Source organism: Nitratidesulfovibrio oxamicus (assembly GCF_015731765.1).
Classification (GTDB): Bacteria; Desulfobacterota; Desulfovibrionia; order Desulfovibrionales; family Desulfovibrionaceae; genus Cupidesulfovibrio; species Cupidesulfovibrio oxamicus.
On record NZ_VRYY01000651.1, the window covers coordinates 19,566 to 35,124 of the forward strand.

Here is a 15,559-nt window from a genome sequence, read left to right on the forward strand (position 1 = left end):
GCCGCAAAGGCATCGCCCATGGAAAAGGACGCTCGCATCTACGTTGCCGGACACCGGGGGCTTGTGGGAAGCGCCATAGTGCGCGCCCTGCGGGCACGCGGCCACACCAACCTGCTCGTGCGCACCAGCGCCGAGTTGGACCTGCGACGCCAGGCCGCCGTCGAGGATTTCTTCGCCGGGGAAAAGCCCGACTACGTGTTCCTCGCCGCCGCCAAGGTAGGGGGCATCCTCGCCAACGACACCTACCCGGCGGACTTCATCCGCGACAACTTGCAGATACAGGTCAACATCATCGAAACGGCCTGCCGGACCGGCGCGCGCAAGCTGTGCTTCCTGGGGTCGTCGTGCATCTATCCCAAGTTCGCATCCCAGCCCATGAAGGAAGAGCATCTGCTCACCGGCGCGCTGGAGCCGACCAATGAATGGTACGCCATCGCCAAGATCGCCGGGATCAAGATGTGCCAGGCCTACCGGCGGCAGTACGGGTTCAACGCCATTTCCGTCATGCCCACCAACCTCTACGGTCCGGGCGACAACTTCGACCTCGCCAACTCGCACGTGCTGCCCGCGCTGCTGCGCAAGTTCCACGAGGCGAAGCTGGCGGGCGCACCCGAAGTGGTGGTGTGGGGGACCGGCACGCCCCGGCGCGAGTTCCTGCACGTGGACGACATGGCGGACGCCTGCGTTCACCTCATGGAAGCCTATGACGGTGAAGAAATCGTCAACGTGGGCGTGGGAGAAGACGTGAGCATCGCGGAGCTTGCCGCCATGGTCGGCAAGGCCGTGGGCTACACCGGCAACATCGTTTACGACGCATCCAAGCCCGACGGAACGCCGCGCAAGCTGCTTGACGTATCGAAGCTGACGGCCACAGGCTGGCGCGCCCGCATCGGCCTTGCCGAAGGCATCGCCGAAACCTATGCTTGGTATCTCGCCCAGATGAGGCCGTAAGGCGGATTCCGCGCACTGGCGCGGGCTACGCCGACAGCAACGGCAGGCTACGCCCTGCCCGCTTGTAGCAGCTCGTGCACGGCCCGCGACACCATTTCCGGGCTCAGGGCCTGCATGCACGGCGCCTCAAGGCAGGATGCATAGTCGCGCCCATCATAACAGGGCACGCACGGCAAAGCGGCGGACAGCACGCGCACCCGCGCATACGGCGGAACCTTTTCCGAGCCAAGCGTGGGGCCGAACAGGGCCACGGTGGGCGTGCCCGCAAGGCAGGCTAGGTGCAGCGGACCGGTATCGTGGGTAACGCAGGCGGCCGCCCGCGCAAGCAAGGCAAGCAGCCCGGCGATGTCCGTCCTGCCGATGCATGACGTGACCCCAAGCCCGGCAAAGGCGGATTCGGCCCACCGGTCGCCTGCCCCCCCCACCAGCGTCACGGGCACCCCCTGCGCCAGCAGCGATGCGGCAAGCTCCCGGTAGTGCCCGACAGGCCAACGGCGCTGGTCGTCGTCGCGCATGACGTTGCGGGCCCCCCCCGGCACCAGCAGAACCGGGGCGAGGACCTCGCCCTTCATGGATGGACCTTGCGCCCCCCCCCGCAACCTTGCCAACAGTGCTGGCGCCGTGAACGGGCCGTCCTCGCCCAGCGCAAGACGCCTGTATTCATCACCATGCCAGCGCCCGGGCACGGGACCGTTGCGCCCGCCCAGAGCCCGCACGGCGCGGCAGCGCGCCGCACTGGGAATGAGTCGGTAGCGCCAGTCCTTGTGGGCCACAAGGCAAAGGTCGTACGAGCGCCCCGCAAGGCCTGCCATGGCAACGGCCAAGGTGGCGACCTTGACGGGAAGCGAGCCGGCCAGCAGCCGTCGTTCGTCAAGCGTCACGATCTCGTCGATCCCTTCGAAGCAGTGGACCAGCGGGGCGATGCCCCGACCGCACAGCCACGTGATGTGGGCATCGGACCACCGTTCCCGTAATGCTGGCAACATGGTGGACGCCATGACGGCATCACCCAGCGCGGCAAGCTTGATGATGAGGATGCGGTGCCTGTCGTTCACGCCTGCCTGTCCTCCGAATTTGACGGATTGGGCCTGCCCATCCGTCCCGTCAGGCCGTGCCACGCGGCGCGCGCCACCAGTCCCAGCCTGCCCGCCTGCCCCCGCCGACAGCGATTGACGACCACGCCGAGGTAGGAAGCCAGGACCAACGGAAGGGCAAATGGGTATGCCGAACGCACCAGCCAAACCCTGTTGCGGAGTGTCAGGTAATCGATGAACCTGCTGCGCACCGGCGCGCCTCCTTTGCGCGAGGAAGCCGCACCGGTGGAGCCGCCTTCCTTGTGGAGAACGACGCTGCCGGGCGCATAGCCAAGGTCGAAGCCCGCCCGCCGCAGGCGAATACCCCACTCAACATCTTCGTAATACAGAAAAAACGCTTCGTCGGGCAGGCCTGCCCGCTCCACGGCCGAGCGCGACACAAGCAGCGAGGCCCCGCATATGTAGTCCAGCCGCGCCCCGACATCTTTTGCAGACAACCGTCGTGCCGCCTCCGTCGTCAATCCTTCTCCCAGGTGGCGGGCCGTGCCGAGCAAACGGTTCAGCCTGCCACCCCCGGTGCACTGCACCCTTCCCGCGCCGCCCATATGGACCAGCAGGGAACCGCAGGCCCCGGGTGTGGCTAGTCCGTTCAGAGTCTCGCACAAGGCGTCAAGGGCTGCGGGTTCCGGTTCGGCATCGTTGTTGAGCAGCCAGAAGGCCCGGCAGCCCTGGTCCCGCAACAGCAGGCGCAGGGCGGCGTTGTTGCCTCCCGCAAAACCCTCGTTCCCCGGCAGTTCGAGCAGTTCCGCGCACACTCCGGAACCGGGCCTAGCCAGTTCCCTCCGCAAGGTCTCAGCGGAGCCGTCATCGGAGCCGTTGTCCACCACGATGACGCGCCTGGGGGGGGTACGCAGGTTGGCGACGGCTCCCAGGCAGGACAACGTGTCGCGCAGCCCCCGGAAATTGACCAGGATGATGCCGACATCCTCGGCCGCGATGCCTATGGTGCGCACCATGTCAGGCCCGCCCCAGCAAGCGTTTGACGATCTGCCGCGCCTTCCATTCCAGCCGGAGCAGCGGACCCGCCACGCGCCATGCGAGCAGGCATTCGCGTTGCGCCCGTTCCTCGTGCAGGCGGCGGTAGGCCATGAAGAAGGCCTCCACATGCCGCGCGTACAGGTCGCGGTGGGCATTGAAGACGGCCAGGGCTGCGTCCTGTTCCCTCCCCTCGATGAACAACCGGGCGGATCGGGAACGGCGCTTTATCCGATAGTGCAGAAACGCTTCTGGAATGTGGTGCGCCCGGTGCCCGCGTTCCAGCAGGGAAAGCCAGAACGAAAAATCCTCGAAGCCATGCAGCAGCGTTTCGTCAAAGCCACCGACGGCTTCCCAGTCACGTTTGCGGAACATGGACGCGGAGGTGATGATCGTATCACCAAGCAGGATGCTTGCAACGTCCTGCCTGCTGAAACGCCACTCCCCCTTGCGCAGACCGAACATGCGCACGTCGCAGAAGCAGACGCACACGTCCGACTCGGTGTCGAGCACGGATGCCGCCGTTGCCATGTACTCGGGCTCAATGAGGTCGTCGGCGTCAAGGGGCAGGATGTAGACGCCCGTAGCGGCGGCAATGCCGGTATTGCGGGCGGCAGCCGGGCCGGGTCCCCGGGAAGGCACGATACGTATCCCCCGCTCCCGCAGTACCTCGAACACGGCGAGCGTGGCGGGATCGTCGGAACGGTCGTCAACGACGATGACCTCCCGATCCGCATGTGCCTGCGCGGCAACGGAAGCCAGCGCCTCTTCAAGGTATGGTCCGTCGTTGTGGCAGGGAATGACGACACTGATCTTTGTCATCCGCCGCTCCTCATCGTGGTAGATGCCTGGGTCGTCCAGCACGGTGGCAGCCCGCGCAACATCCGCAACCGGTCGAGTAGCGCGGGGCCGTGCTTTCCGGTGCTCACACACACGCCCCAAAGCAGTACAGCCTTGAGCAGGGGCACCACGCGCCGTGCCGTGAACACGGGATACCCGTGCCGATGGGCAATGCGCGCGATCTCCCACAAGGTGCGCAGGCGATGCCTAGGGTGCGAGGACAAGCCGCCCGCACCCATGCGCGTCACCGTGATTCCCAGCGTGTGCCCCACGCCGTCGTGGGACCAGGTGCGGCAGATGAAGTCGTAGTCGGCCGCGATGCGGAACTCAGGGTCGAAGCGGTGTTCGGCGAACAGGGCCGTTCTGTGCCATAACGACGAATGGCAGAACGGAACGTGCTCTCCCATGCGCCCCAGCGCACCTTCCGCACGACCTGAGTATGCCACCGAGGAACCGTCGGGGTACACGTAAAGCACATCGCCGCACCCATATAATATCTGTGCGGAAAGTCCGGCAAGCACCATAGCGCACCGTTCCAGCACATCCGGGCCGTCCAGCCTGTCATCGCTACCCAGAAACAAGGTCCAGGTTCCGCATAGCCGAGGGAGTGCCTTGTTCCACGCGTCGTACACGCCCCTGTCCGCCACGCTCTCCACCTCAAGCCGCGGCAGAGACGGGGCGAATCCTGCGGCAAGGGCCACGGTATCATCCGTGGACACCCCATCCTGAATGATCACTTCAAAATCGCGAAAGCGCTGTTCCGCCAGACTCTCGAGACAGCTCTGGAGCACAGCTGCGGAATTGCACGTGGCTATCACGATGCTCAAGAAAGGCTGTTTCATGGCATATCGCTTGCGACAATGGCCGGTAGCCCACCATTGCATGTATTGTTGCGCCAACAGCGTCGCCGGTCAGGGCATGGGACCATATCATGACGAGCACGGCAACCGGGATGTCGGCCATTGCATGTGCCCCGGCATGCACAGCCATGCCAAATCGAGGGCTCGCCGTCGAGAGGAAATGCCCGGCGAAACTTTTCCGCATTACCGCAAGGGTAAGACGCCATCCCGTCATATGGCGCGCAGATCACGCCCCGCCGGGCGGCAACTTCAATCCAGGCGACACCAGCCTTCCTGCCGCGGAGCCCCCTCATGGAAAACGCATGCCGCACCTGTGCCCGAGGCACAGACACGGCATGTGATGATACTTCTTCTGGCGGAAGGGGAGGGATTCGAACCCCCGGTGGGGTTCCCCCCACAACGGTTTTCAAGACCGCCGCAATAAACCGGACTCTGCCACCCTTCCGCAGGTGTTGCAGGGCATGCCGTACCAGAACCGATACGCCGCTACCCTGCCTTGCCGGGCGGTTATGCCCTGCCCGCCCGTGGCGGTCAAGATGGCGGGACCGCACACACGAGGCGCATCAAGACGCATGCCCGCGAGGACCTTGCGGCTTGCCCGCCCCCTGCCGCCAACCCTACCATTCCAGACGCGAGATACCATCCCGCACCCTGCCGTTCGCCCGTTACCCGGCGCCGCCCCCGGTCGCCCCGCCCCGGCGGCACTTCTGGATGTGCTTCAGCAGCAGGCTGCGCAGGTTGTCGGAATTGATGGGCTTGCCGATGTAGTCGTCCATGCCCGCCGCCAGAAACTGTTCGCGATCGCCCTTCATGGCGTGGGCAGTCATGGCGATGATGGGCACGCTGCTGCTGGTGGCCATGCCCTGGGCCTTGCGCACCATGCGCGTTGCCTCCATGCCGTCCATGACCGGCATGGCGATGTCCATCAGCACCAGGTCGAATTCCTGTTTGCGCAACGCGGGCACCACCTCGCTGCCGTCCGTCACGGACTGCACTTCGTAGCCCTGCTTTTGCAGAAACTTCTCGATGAACATCAGGTTCATGGGGTTGTCTTCCGCCACCAGGATGCGCGCCCGGCATTCCGGCTCGGGCGTCTGCACCGGCGCGCGGGCGGCTTCCTCTCCTTCCAGGCGCGCCATGTCGAAGCGGGCCGTGAAATGGAAAGTGCTGCCCTGCCCCGGCGTGCTGTCCACGCGGATGTCCCCGCCCATGAGCTGCGACAACCGCTTGCAGATGGCCAGCCCAAGGCCCGTGCCCTTGTGGCGGCGCGACAGCGATCCATCCGCCTGCACGAACCGTTCGAAGATATGCTCGCGGTGCTTGTCCAAAATGCCGGGGCCGGAATCGGTGACGGAAAATTCCAGCAACGTCGATTCCGGCGTGGCCTGCACCGCGCGCACGGCAAGCGAAACGCGGCCCTGCTCGGTAAACTTCAAGGCATTATCCAGCAGATTCACCAGCACCTGGCGCAGCCGCATGGGATCGCCCACCAGGCCGTCGGGTACGTCTTCCGGCACCAGAAAGGCAAAGCCCAGCCCCTTTTCCTCGGCCCGGTGCACGAACATGGTGTGCAGGGTGGACAGGCGCTTGCGCAGGCGGAAGACCTGGCTGTCCAGTTCCACCATCCCCGCCTCGATCTTGGAAAAATCGAGGATGTCGTTGATCAGCGCCAGCAGCGATTCCGCGGAATTCTGCGCCGCCTCCAGGTATTCGCGCTGCTCCTCGTCCAGCGGGGTGTCCAGCGCCAGATCCAGCATGCCGAGCACGCCGTTCATGGGGGTGCGTATTTCGTGGCTCATGGAGGCCAGAAACTCGCTCTTGGCCTTGTCCGCCGCCTCGGCGGCCTCCTTGGCCACGCGCAGTTCGCGCTCCATCCGGCGGGTTTCGGTCACGTCGCGCACGTATTCCGCCACCATGGCCACCTGCCCGGCGGCGTTGCGCACCGGAAACACGGTGATGGAGCGAAACGTGCGCGAATCGGGGTTGTACAATTCGATGATCTTCTGGCGCCCGGTCTCGAACACCTCTGCTATCTGACAGGCATCGCAGGATTTCTCGCCCCGAAAGTAGCAGCCGAAGCAACTTCTGCCGTGCTGGTCGCCGCCCTGCGTCTCCCAGCGCACGTTGTCGCCCTGCCAGTTGCTGAACACCACCTGTTCCGCCCGGTCGTGCACGGTCAGCAGGTCAGGAATCGAGGTCAGGATGTCGCGCAGGGTGCGTTCGGTCGCACGCGCGGCGTCACGCTCGCCTCGCAACCGCGCGATTTCCGCTTCCAATGCGGCCTCGCGTGCCGTTCCGGCATTTTCGAACACCATTCCCGTCCCCTGTGCGGGCGCCGTCAACGCCGTATCTTGCTCACTCATGGCATATCCATGGATAAAAAACACAAACTGCGAAGTTCACCACAATTGCGTTTCTGTATCCCAAATCCACGGGCATGGGCAACGGTTTTGGCAATCCGCACCCGACGCGGAATTGGGGCGCGCCGGGGCTTCAAAAAAGCCCCCCAATCGGGTAAGCGCTTTGGGGATTCCACATTCACAGGCACCGGAGGCCCCTTGCAGATCATCGAAACCGGCATTCCCGGCCTGCTCCGTCTAGAGCCGCGCGTGTTTCGCGACGAACGCGGCTTTTTCCTCGAAACGTACCGCCGCGACCTGTTTGCTGCGCTGGGCGTGTCCGCCGGATTCGTGCAGGACAACCACGCCCGCTCGGAACAGCCCGGCGTGATGCGCGGCCTGCACTTCCAGTTGCCCCCCGCCACCCAGGCCAAGCTGGTATGGGTCACCCGCGGCGCCGTCTTCGACGTGGCCGTGGACCTGCGTGTCGGCTCGCCCAGCTACGGACAGTGGTACGGCTGTGAACTGAGCGAACGCAACTTCGCACGACTGTTCGTGCCGCAAGGTTTCGCCCACGGATACATGACCCTGGAGCCGGGCACCGAGTTCCAGTACAAGGTCGACGCCTACTACTCGCCGGAGCACGACGCGGGCATTGCCTGGGACGATCCGGACCTGGGCATCGCCTGGCCGGACATCTCCCCCATTCTGCCCGTTCTTTCGGACAAGGACCGCCGCCTGCCCCGGCTGCGCGACTTCCGGTCTCCGTTCACCTTCGAACCCGCCTCCCCGGCAAAGGCCGACGCATGACCATACTCCCCGCCAACGCCTCCCCTGCCGCGCTCGACCGCTGCCACGCCGTCATCCTGGCGGGCGGTTCCGGCACCCGGCTGTGGCCCCTTTCGCGCGCGCTGTTCCCCAAGCAACTGCTGGCCCTGAACGGCGACCTTTCCCTGCTCCAGCAGACCGTGCGCCGCGTGCTCTCGCTGTTCCCCCCCGAACGGGTACACATCGTGACCAACGAGGAACACGTGTTCGAAGTGCGCGCCCAGGCCCGCTCCCTGGACGAACGGCTGGATACCCAGGTGCTGGCCGAGCCGGTGGGCCGCAACACCCTGCCCGCCATCCTGCTGGGCCTGGATGCAGCCATGAATGCTGCCAAGGGCACCGCAGAAGCGGACGCAGCCGCCCTGCCCCCCCTGCTGGCCGTCTTCCCGTCCGATCACCAACTGCACGACGAGGCCCGCTGGGGTGCGGCCGTCACACGCGGGGCAGGCCTTGCCGCAGAAGGGTGGACCGTCACCTTCGGGGTGCCGCCCACCACGCCGGAAACGGGCTACGGCTACATCCGCCGGGGCGCCCCCTTGCCGACCGCCGATGCGGCCCCGCAAGGCGCGGCCTTCGCCGTGGACGGCTTTGTGGAAAAGCCGGACCTGGAAACCGCGCGCGGCTTTCTGCGCCAGGGCATGCATTTCTGGAACAGCGGCATGTTCGTGCTCAACGGCGGCGTGCTGCTCTCCGCCGTGGAACGCTTTCAGCCCGCGCTTGCCGCCTGGTGGACCACCCGCACGGACACCACCCTGGCCCCCGGCATTCCGCTTACCCACGGCTACTCCACCCTGCCGTCCATATCCATAGACTACGGCATCATGGAGCATGTGGACCGCATCGCCGTGGTGGAAGCCGCCTTCGGCTGGGACGACCTGGGCAGTTGGGAAGCGCTGTACCGCCTGGGCGCCAAGGACGAACGCGGTTGCGTGGTACAGGGCGACACCATGGCGCTTGACTGCGACGACTGCCTGCTGCTTTCGCGCGGGGGCAAGCTGGTGGCCATCGGGCTTTCGAACGTCATCGCCGTGCAGACCCGCGACGCCACTCTCATCTGTGCCAAGGACCAGGTGCAGCGGGTGAAGGACGTGGTGGAAAAACTGAAGGCCGAAAAAAGCCCGCTGGTGGACGTGCACCTTACCGTGCGCCGCCCCTGGGGCAACTACACGGTGCTCGACGAGGGGCCGGGACGCAAGGTCAAGCGCATAGAGGTGAACCCCGGCGCCCGCCTGTCGCTGCAAATGCACCATCACCGCAGCGAACACTGGGTAGTGGCAAAAGGCGCCGCGCTTGTGCAGGTTGGCAACGAGGAACGCACCCTGACCGAAAATGAATGGATGGACATCCCGAAAGCCACGCTTCATCGGTTAACCAATCCGGGGCGCATTCCTCTTGAACTCATTGAAATTCAAAGTGGTCCGTATTTGGGCGAAGACGACATCGTTCGCTTCGACGACGTCTACGGGCGCCGCAAGGAGGGCTGATCGCCCGATCAGGCGCCATGGAATTTCACCTAGTTGCGCGAAATGGAAGCGGATTCGTGAAATATTTCACCTTGACAGCCTTTCAAACTGTCGCCTAGTAAGGTTGTCGTGGCAAGTGTGGGCATTCGTTATTCATCTCTCAAATCAGCTAATGAGGCGAAGGGTATGGAGGACAGGCAGTTAAACAGTTCAGGCTGCGCGAAGGATGGCGGGAAGTGCTGCGGCGGCGGCATCACCCCGTTTCTCGTGGGTCTGGTCGTGTCGCTCATCTTCGGCTGGTGGGTGTTTCCGGACATGATCTACAGCAAGAAGGAACAACCGATACGCTTCAGCCACAAGGTGCACATGGAAAGCGCGGGCATGGAATGCAAGCAGTGTCACGTGCTGCGTGAGGACGGGACCTTCGCGGGTCTGCCCTCCACGGCAAGCTGTGCCGACTGCCATTCCGACGTGCTCGGGTCCGACCCCGAGGAAGCCCGCTTCGTCAACGAATACGTGAAAACCGGCAAGGAAGTTAAGTGGCTGGTCTACCAGATCCAGCCCGACAACGTCTTCTTCAGCCATGCCGCCCATTCCCTTGACGGCTGCAACCAGTGTCACGACTTCAAGGAGTCGGAACTGTGCGCCCAGTGCCACCCCGATGTGGCCAACTCCGACAGCGCACCGACCCACTTCGAGAACAAGCTGACCGGTTACAGCAAGCAAACCATGAAGATGTGGCAATGCGAACGCTGTCACGCCAATGAGAACCACTACGGCGTGACGAATTCCAGCAATGCCTGCTTCGTCTGCCACAAGTAAAGGGGTGGTGCTATGGCTCTGGACAGAAGAGGTTTCCTGAAGTTCATCGGCGGCGCCACCGCGGGTATTCTCGCCACCCCCGTCGTCTGGAAAAGCCTGGACGACGTGTCCATCTGGACGCAGAACTGGTCGTGGATTCCCCGCAACATCGACGGCGCCAATTCGTACGTGCCCACCGTCAGCAAGCTGTGTCCGTCCGCCGTTGGCGTGAAGGTGCGGCTGGTGGACGGTCGCCCGGTGCGCGTGCTGACCAACAACGATCATCCCCTCGGCGGCGGGCTTTCGTCCATCGCCGCGGCGGAAGTGCAACTGCTGTACAGCCCTTCCCGCATGAAGCGCCCCCTCAAGCGTACCGCCGACGGCGCGTACGTGGGCATCACCTGGGAAGAGGCGGAAGCGATGCTGGTGGAAGGCCTGAAAAAGGCCAAGGGCGGCGACAAGCTTGCCGTCATCTCCGGTGACGAAACCGGCACCGTCAACGAACTGTTCACGGCGCTTGCCGCCGAGATGGGTTCGAAGTCCTGCTTCATCATGCCCGGCGAGGCCCAGCCCGCCGCCAAGGCGTGGGAACTGATGGGCGGCGAAGGCCAGGTGGGTTACGACATCGAAAAGAGCGACTACGTGCTCGCTATCGGTGCCAACGTGCTCGAAACCTGGGGCCCGGTCATCCGCAACCGCCACGCCTTCCGGGTGGGTCGCCCCCATGGCGAAGCCCCGGCCGTGCGTTTCGCCTATGCGGGCCCGGTGCAGAACAACACCGCCGCTACCGCCGACGTGTGGCTGGCCATCCGCCCCGGTACCGAAGCGGTGCTGGCGCTCGGCCTGGCCAACCTGCTGATCAAGGCGGGCGCCACCAGCCCCGCCGCCGACTTCGCCGACTTCAAGGCCCTGGCCGCCAAGTTCACCCCCGAACAGGTGGCGGCGCAGACCGGCGTGGACGCCAAGCGCCTTGCCGCCGTGGCCCAGGAACTGGCCAAGGCCAAGCGGCCCCTGGTCATCGCCGGGTCCGAATTCGGGCAGGGCGGCGGCGCGGCCCCCGTGCTGGCCGGTCTTGCCCTGAACGCGCTGCTGGGCTCCATGAACCGCGAAGGCGGCATCCGCGCCCTGCCTTACGCCCGCAAGGTCGTACCCGCTGCCATGGACCGCAAGGCCCTGCTGCAGAACGACCTGGTGGCGTGGCTCGGCAAGGTGGCCTCCGGCAAGTCCGCCGCCCCGCAGGCGGTGGTCTTCTACGAAGCCAACCCCGTCTACGCGCTGCCCCAGGCCGACGCCATGAAGGCAACGCTGACCAAGGTGCCCTTCAAGGTGGCCTTCACCAGCTTCCTCGATGAAACCGCCATGGCCTGCGACCTCGTGCTGCCGGTGCCCATGGGCCTTGAACGCTTCGACGACGTGGACACCCCCTACGGCTGCGGCCAGGTGGTCTACGCCCTTGCCGTGCCCGCGCTGGCGCCCCTGGTGGACGCCCGCCCGGCAGGCGATGTGGTCATCGGCGTGGCGAAAAAGCTGGGCGCCGACCTTGGCGTTGCCACCTTTGCCGACGCCCTGAAGGCCAAGGCCGAAGCCCGCGGCGCGAGCTTCACCGAGCCTTCGGCCACCAACGCGCACGTGAGCAACGCGGTGCTGCCGGTCAACGGCATCGCACTGCGCGCCGACGTACTTTCCAAGGCCATTGACGTGAAGGCTCCGGCCTTCCCCGTCGCCCTCGCTCCGGTCGCCAAGCTGAACGTGGGCACCAGCAAGACCGCCACCCCGCCCTTCAACACCAAGACCGTCCGGCGCTGGGAAATCCAGGGCAAGGAACTCTACGTGCTGATGAACGGGGCCACGGCCGCCAAGCTGGGCCTGCGGATGCACGACCGCATCGAGCTCTCGAACCCCGCCGGCAAATTCACGGCGCGGGTGAACCTGTTCGAAGGCGTCATCAACGATACGGTGGCCGTCCCTGCCGGGCACGGGCACACCGCCTTCGACGAGTTCAGCAAGGGCAAGGGCGAAAACGTCATGCGCCTGCTCGCAGCTGGTGCGGAACCCGGCACGGGCCTTTCGGTCTGGACCAGCGCCGGCGCAAACATCGCCAAAGCATAAGGAACGTACGTCATGTCCTCATTCAAGGAATTCAAGATCAAGTGGGGAATGGCCATCGACCTGGACAAATGTACGGGTTGCGGCGCGTGCATGGTCGCCTGCCAGGCCGAGAACAACATCGCCCCCCAGCCGGACGCCAGCAACAAGCTGAAGTCGCTGAACTGGCTGGTCGTATACGAACTGACCAACGGAAAGTCCTTCCCCGAGCATGAAGTGGCCTACCTGCCCCGCCCCTGCATGCAGTGCGGCAAGCCCTCGTGCGTGTCGGTGTGCCCCGTCATCGCCACCGACAAGAACGAGGAAGGCGGCATCGTCAGCCAGGTCTACCCCCGGTGCATCGGGTGCCGGTACTGCATGGCCTCTTGTCCCTACCATGCCCGGTACTTCAACTGGTTCGACCCGACCTGGCCCGAAGGCATGGACAAGACCCTGACCCCCGACGTGTCGGTGCGTCCGCGCGGCGTGGTGGAAAAGTGCTCGTTCTGCCACCACCGCTTCATGCAGGCCAAGGACAAGGCCCGCGTGGAAGGTCGTGATCCCAACGCCCTCAACGACGGCGACTACATCACCTCGTGCACCGAGGCCTGCCCCAACGGGGCCATCGTGTTCGGCGACGTGAACAACCCCGCGCACAAGGTGCACGAACTCGTAAAGAGCAAGTACGCCTTCCGGCTGCTGGAACGCCTGGGCACCGATCCGCAGGTGTACTACCTGAGCCGCCGCGAATGGGTGCGTCGCCTTGGCGACAACTATCTCGAAAACGAAAAGGTCAAAGGGTAGGGGGCGGCCATGGATAAGAACTACGACCTTCCCATCGACGCCGCGCTGTTCCCCGAAGGCTGCACGCGCTGCTCGCTGTCCAAGTTCCTGGTCTGGATCACCATCGTCATGGCCGTGTTCGGGTGGGGCCTGTACGCCGCCTACCGGGTGCTGGCCGAAGGCCTTGGCGTGACCGGGCTGGACGACTACTTCGGGTTCGGCCTGTGGATCACCTTCGACCTTGCGGTCATCGCCCTGGGCGCCGGTGCGTTCTTCACGGGCCTGCTCCGCTACATACTGAACATCGATCCGCTGAAGAACATCATCAACCTCACGGTCATCGTGGGCTTCCTGTGCTACTCGGGCGCCATGCTCGTCCTGGTGCTCGACGTGGGCCAGCCGCTGCGCGCATGGTTCGGCTACTGGCACGCCAACGTACACTCCATGCTGACGGAAGTTATCTTCTGCATCACCTGCTACTGCCTCGTGCTGGTCATCGAGTACGTCCCGCTGATCCTCGAGCAGAAGCAGCTGAACCGCAACAAGCTGGTGCACGCCATTGCCCACAACTTCCACCTGATGATGCCGCTCTTCGCCGGTATCGGCGCCTTCCTGTCCACGTTCCACCAGGGGTCGCTGGGCGGCATGTACGGCGTGCTCTTCGCCCGCCCGTACATCGCGCGCGACGGCTTCTTCATCTGGCCCTGGACCTTCTTCCTGTATGTCCTTTCCGCCGTGGGTTCCGGGCCGGTGTTCACCGTGCTCGTGTGCACCATCATGGAAAAGATGACCGGCAAGCAGCTGGTCAGCTGGGAAATCAAGAGCCTGATGGGCAAGATCGCCGGCACCATGCTGACCGTGTACATGGTCTTCAAGCTGGCGGACACCTGGGCGTGGGCCAATGACATCCTGCCCCGTTCCGGCCTGACCTTCGACCAGGTCTTCTACGGCTGGATCTACGGCAAGTGGCTGCTGTGGGCGGAACTGTTCGCCTGCGGCGTGCTGCCCGCCATCCTGCTGATCATCCCGTCCACGCGCAACAACCGCACGCTGTTCTACACGGCGGCTATCCTGGACTGCATAGGGGTGACCATCAACCGCTACGTCATGACCGTGCAGGCCCTGGCCGCGCCGGTGATGCCCTTCGACACCTGGGAAACCTACGCCCCCAACTGGGCGGAATGGGGCGCCAGCGCCATGATCATGGCCTATGCGGCCCTGATTCTCAGCCTGTCGTACCGCTACCTGCCGGTGTTCCCGCAGGAAGTGAAGCTGAACAAGTAGCCTTGCGGCCGCAAGGCCGTGAAGCCGCCGCCTTGCCGGGCGGGACAGGGCAACCTGTCCCGCCTTTTTTCACGCCTGCCCACCGCCCAGAATGCGCCGCCCACCTTGGCAGGTGGCGTGTTGCGGCGTATGCTGCGCCACAGAATGGAAAATTCCCGACACAGCCGGAACCGCTCGGCCCCACAACTCGGGACGGGGCACCCCCCCCAGCCTGATGCGCCCGGCTCCGCATCGCTGCCCGGCCCGGCCCCGCCCGTCCGGCAAGACACGCCCGTCCGGCAAGCCTCGCCAGTTCGGCAAGCCTCGCCAGTTCGGCAAGCCTCGGTGGTTCCGGCGCCCCCTCCCGCACGCCGCGCCCTGCTGACCGTGCTTGGCGACGTGGCCCGGTACTGCTGCCTGATGGGGGCGCTGGTTTGGATTACCCTGCGCGGCACGGCGGCATCCGGCTACGACTGGCAATGGCACCGGCTGTGGCGACACCTGTTCACCACGGCGGGAGACGGCGGTTTCCACGCCGGACCGCTGCTGGACGGCATCGGCGTGACACTGCAGGTGGTGACGGCCAGCCTTGTCCTGGCGCTGCTGACCGGGCTGCTGGCCGCCCTGCTGCGCCAATCCGGCTCGCGCGTGGGGAGCACCCTGGCAGTGGTCTACGTGGAAACGGTGCGCAACACCCCGCTGCTCATCCAGTTGTTCGTGGTCTATTTCGTGCTGGCGCCTGTGCTGGGTCTGGGGCGCTTTGCCGCCGGGGTGCTGGCCCTTTCGCTGTTCGAGGGGGCGTACATCGCCGAAATCCTGCGCGCGGGCATCCTTTCCGTGCCCACTGGCCAGTGGGAAGCCTCGCGCAGCCTTGGCATGGACGTGCCCGGAACCTATATGGAGGTGGTGCTGCCGCAGGCGGCCCGCACCGCCCTGCCCCCCCTGACCGGGCAACTGGTGTCGCTGGTCAAGGATTCGTCCCTGGTCAGCACCATCGCCCTGCACGACCTGGCCATGCAGGCCCAGGCGGTAGCCGCCGACACGTTCCTGGTGTTCGAGGTCTGGTTTCTCGTGGCGGGCATGTACCTTGCCCTCACGCTGTCCCTTTCGGCCCTGGCGCAGTTGCTGGAACGGCGACTGCGCTACGAATCCTGACGCGCCCGGCATACCGGCACCCGCCGCGAACCACTGTCCCGCGGTAGCCGGAGATGCCGGACGCGGCCACCCCGCCGACCGGCGGCACCATGCCGCCGTGGCGCAGCCTGCGCGCCGCAATG

General features: G+C 65.2%; 13 protein-coding genes and 1 tRNA gene. 8 read left to right on the plus strand and 6 right to left on the minus strand.

What is annotated here, in order from left to right:
* Positions 1 to 18: 18 nt before the first annotated feature.
* Positions 19 to 951, plus strand: coding sequence for a GDP-L-fucose synthase (gene fcl / locus FVW20_RS16810; RefSeq protein WP_196610490.1), 933 nt, complete (start codon positions 19 to 21; stop codon positions 949 to 951).
* Positions 952 to 998: 47 nt separating this feature from the next.
* Here the strand turns inward: fcl and FVW20_RS20085 are convergent, their stop codons facing one another.
* From FVW20_RS20085 to FVW20_RS16840, 6 genes are all read right to left on the minus strand, one after another.
* Complete coding sequence (locus tag FVW20_RS20085) at positions 999 to 2,006, minus strand: glycosyltransferase family 9 protein (protein WP_196610491.1); 1,008 nt, start codon at positions 2,004 to 2,006, stop codon at positions 999 to 1,001.
* The gene (locus FVW20_RS16820) at positions 2,003 to 3,001 is read right to left on the minus strand and encodes a glycosyltransferase family 2 protein (RefSeq protein ID WP_196610492.1); all 999 of its coding nucleotides are present in this window, start codon (positions 2,999 to 3,001) and stop codon (positions 2,003 to 2,005) included. The genes FVW20_RS20085 and FVW20_RS16820 overlap by 4 nt, the downstream gene beginning before the upstream one ends.
* Before the next feature lies 1 nt (position 3,002).
* Positions 3,003 to 3,842, minus strand: a complete 840-nt coding sequence (locus FVW20_RS16825) for a glycosyltransferase family 2 protein (RefSeq protein ID WP_196610493.1) — start codon at positions 3,840 to 3,842, stop codon at positions 3,003 to 3,005.
* Complete coding sequence (locus FVW20_RS16830) at positions 3,839 to 4,702, minus strand: glycosyltransferase (protein WP_196610494.1); 864 nt, start codon at positions 4,700 to 4,702, stop codon at positions 3,839 to 3,841. Before FVW20_RS16830 ends, FVW20_RS16825 begins: the two co-directional genes overlap by 4 nt.
* Before the next feature lie 371 nt (positions 4,703 to 5,073).
* Positions 5,074 to 5,165: transfer RNA gene (locus FVW20_RS16835), tRNA-Ser, on the minus strand.
* A 220-nt stretch (positions 5,166 to 5,385) separates the two neighbouring features.
* Positions 5,386 to 7,035, minus strand: coding sequence for an ATP-binding protein (locus FVW20_RS16840; protein WP_196610495.1), 1,650 nt, complete (start codon positions 7,033 to 7,035; stop codon positions 5,386 to 5,388).
* Positions 7,036 to 7,278: 243 nt separating this feature from the next.
* On the opposite strand from FVW20_RS16840, the gene rfbC reads away from it, so the two are divergent.
* The 7 genes from rfbC (at position 7,279) to FVW20_RS16875 (ending at position 15,437) form a co-directional block, all read left to right on the plus strand.
* The gene (rfbC, locus tag FVW20_RS16845; RefSeq protein WP_196610496.1) at positions 7,279 to 7,869 is read left to right on the plus strand and encodes a dTDP-4-dehydrorhamnose 3,5-epimerase; all 591 of its coding nucleotides are present in this window, start codon (positions 7,279 to 7,281) and stop codon (positions 7,867 to 7,869) included.
* Positions 7,866 to 9,371 (plus strand): mannose-1-phosphate guanylyltransferase/mannose-6-phosphate isomerase, encoded by a 1,506-nt coding sequence (locus FVW20_RS16850; protein WP_196610497.1) that lies wholly within the window; start codon positions 7,866 to 7,868, stop codon positions 9,369 to 9,371. Before rfbC ends, FVW20_RS16850 begins: the two co-directional genes overlap by 4 nt.
* Positions 9,372 to 9,536: 165 nt before the next feature.
* Positions 9,537 to 10,172 carry a menaquinone reductase multiheme cytochrome c subunit QrcA gene (gene qrcA / locus FVW20_RS16855; protein WP_196610498.1) on the plus strand — a complete coding sequence of 212 codons (636 nt, stop codon included), beginning with the start codon at positions 9,537 to 9,539 and terminating at the stop codon, positions 10,170 to 10,172.
* A 12-nt stretch (positions 10,173 to 10,184) separates the two neighbouring features.
* Entirely contained in the window at positions 10,185 to 12,260 is a 2,076-nt protein-coding gene (gene qrcB / locus FVW20_RS16860) for a menaquinone reductase molybdopterin-binding-like subunit QrcB (protein ID WP_196610499.1), read from the plus strand.
* A 12-nt stretch (positions 12,261 to 12,272) separates the two neighbouring features.
* Complete coding sequence (gene qrcC / locus FVW20_RS16865; RefSeq protein ID WP_196610500.1) at positions 12,273 to 13,040, plus strand: menaquinone reductase iron-sulfur cluster-binding subunit QrcC; 768 nt, start codon at positions 12,273 to 12,275, stop codon at positions 13,038 to 13,040.
* Between the two features lie 9 nt (positions 13,041 to 13,049).
* A complete protein-coding gene (qrcD, locus tag FVW20_RS16870) occupies positions 13,050 to 14,303 on the plus strand; it encodes a menaquinone reductase integral membrane subunit QrcD (protein ID WP_196610501.1) in 1,254 nt (417 codons plus the stop codon).
* Between the two features lie 129 nt (positions 14,304 to 14,432).
* The gene (locus tag FVW20_RS16875; RefSeq protein ID WP_196610502.1) at positions 14,433 to 15,437 is read left to right on the plus strand and encodes an amino acid ABC transporter permease; all 1,005 of its coding nucleotides are present in this window, start codon (positions 14,433 to 14,435) and stop codon (positions 15,435 to 15,437) included.
* The last annotated feature ends 122 nt before the right edge of the window (positions 15,438 to 15,559 follow it).

Coding starts and splice junctions, on each gene's coding strand:
- qrcD (WP_196610501.1), top strand. CDS start 13,050: ATGGATAAGAACTACGACCTTCCCATCGACGCCGCGCTGTTCCCCGAA.
- FVW20_RS16830 (WP_196610494.1), bottom strand. CDS start 4,702: ATGAAACAGCCTTTCTTGAGCATCGTGATAGCCACGTGCAATTCCGCA.
- FVW20_RS16820 (WP_196610492.1), bottom strand. CDS start 3,001: ATGGTGCGCACCATAGGCATCGCGGCCGAGGATGTCGGCATCATCCTG.
- FVW20_RS16850 (WP_196610497.1), top strand. CDS start 7,866: ATGACCATACTCCCCGCCAACGCCTCCCCTGCCGCGCTCGACCGCTGC.
- FVW20_RS16840 (WP_196610495.1), bottom strand. CDS start 7,035: ATGGTGTTCGAAAATGCCGGAACGGCACGCGAGGCCGCATTGGAAGCG.
- qrcA (WP_196610498.1), top strand. CDS start 9,537: ATGGAGGACAGGCAGTTAAACAGTTCAGGCTGCGCGAAGGATGGCGGG.
- fcl (WP_196610490.1), top strand. CDS start 19: ATGGAAAAGGACGCTCGCATCTACGTTGCCGGACACCGGGGGCTTGTG.
- qrcB (WP_196610499.1), top strand. CDS start 10,185: ATGGCTCTGGACAGAAGAGGTTTCCTGAAGTTCATCGGCGGCGCCACC.
- qrcC (WP_196610500.1), top strand. CDS start 12,273: ATGTCCTCATTCAAGGAATTCAAGATCAAGTGGGGAATGGCCATCGAC.
- FVW20_RS16875 (WP_196610502.1), top strand. CDS start 14,433: ATGCTGCGCCACAGAATGGAAAATTCCCGACACAGCCGGAACCGCTCG.
- FVW20_RS16825 (WP_196610493.1), bottom strand. CDS start 3,842: ATGACAAAGATCAGTGTCGTCATTCCCTGCCACAACGACGGACCATAC.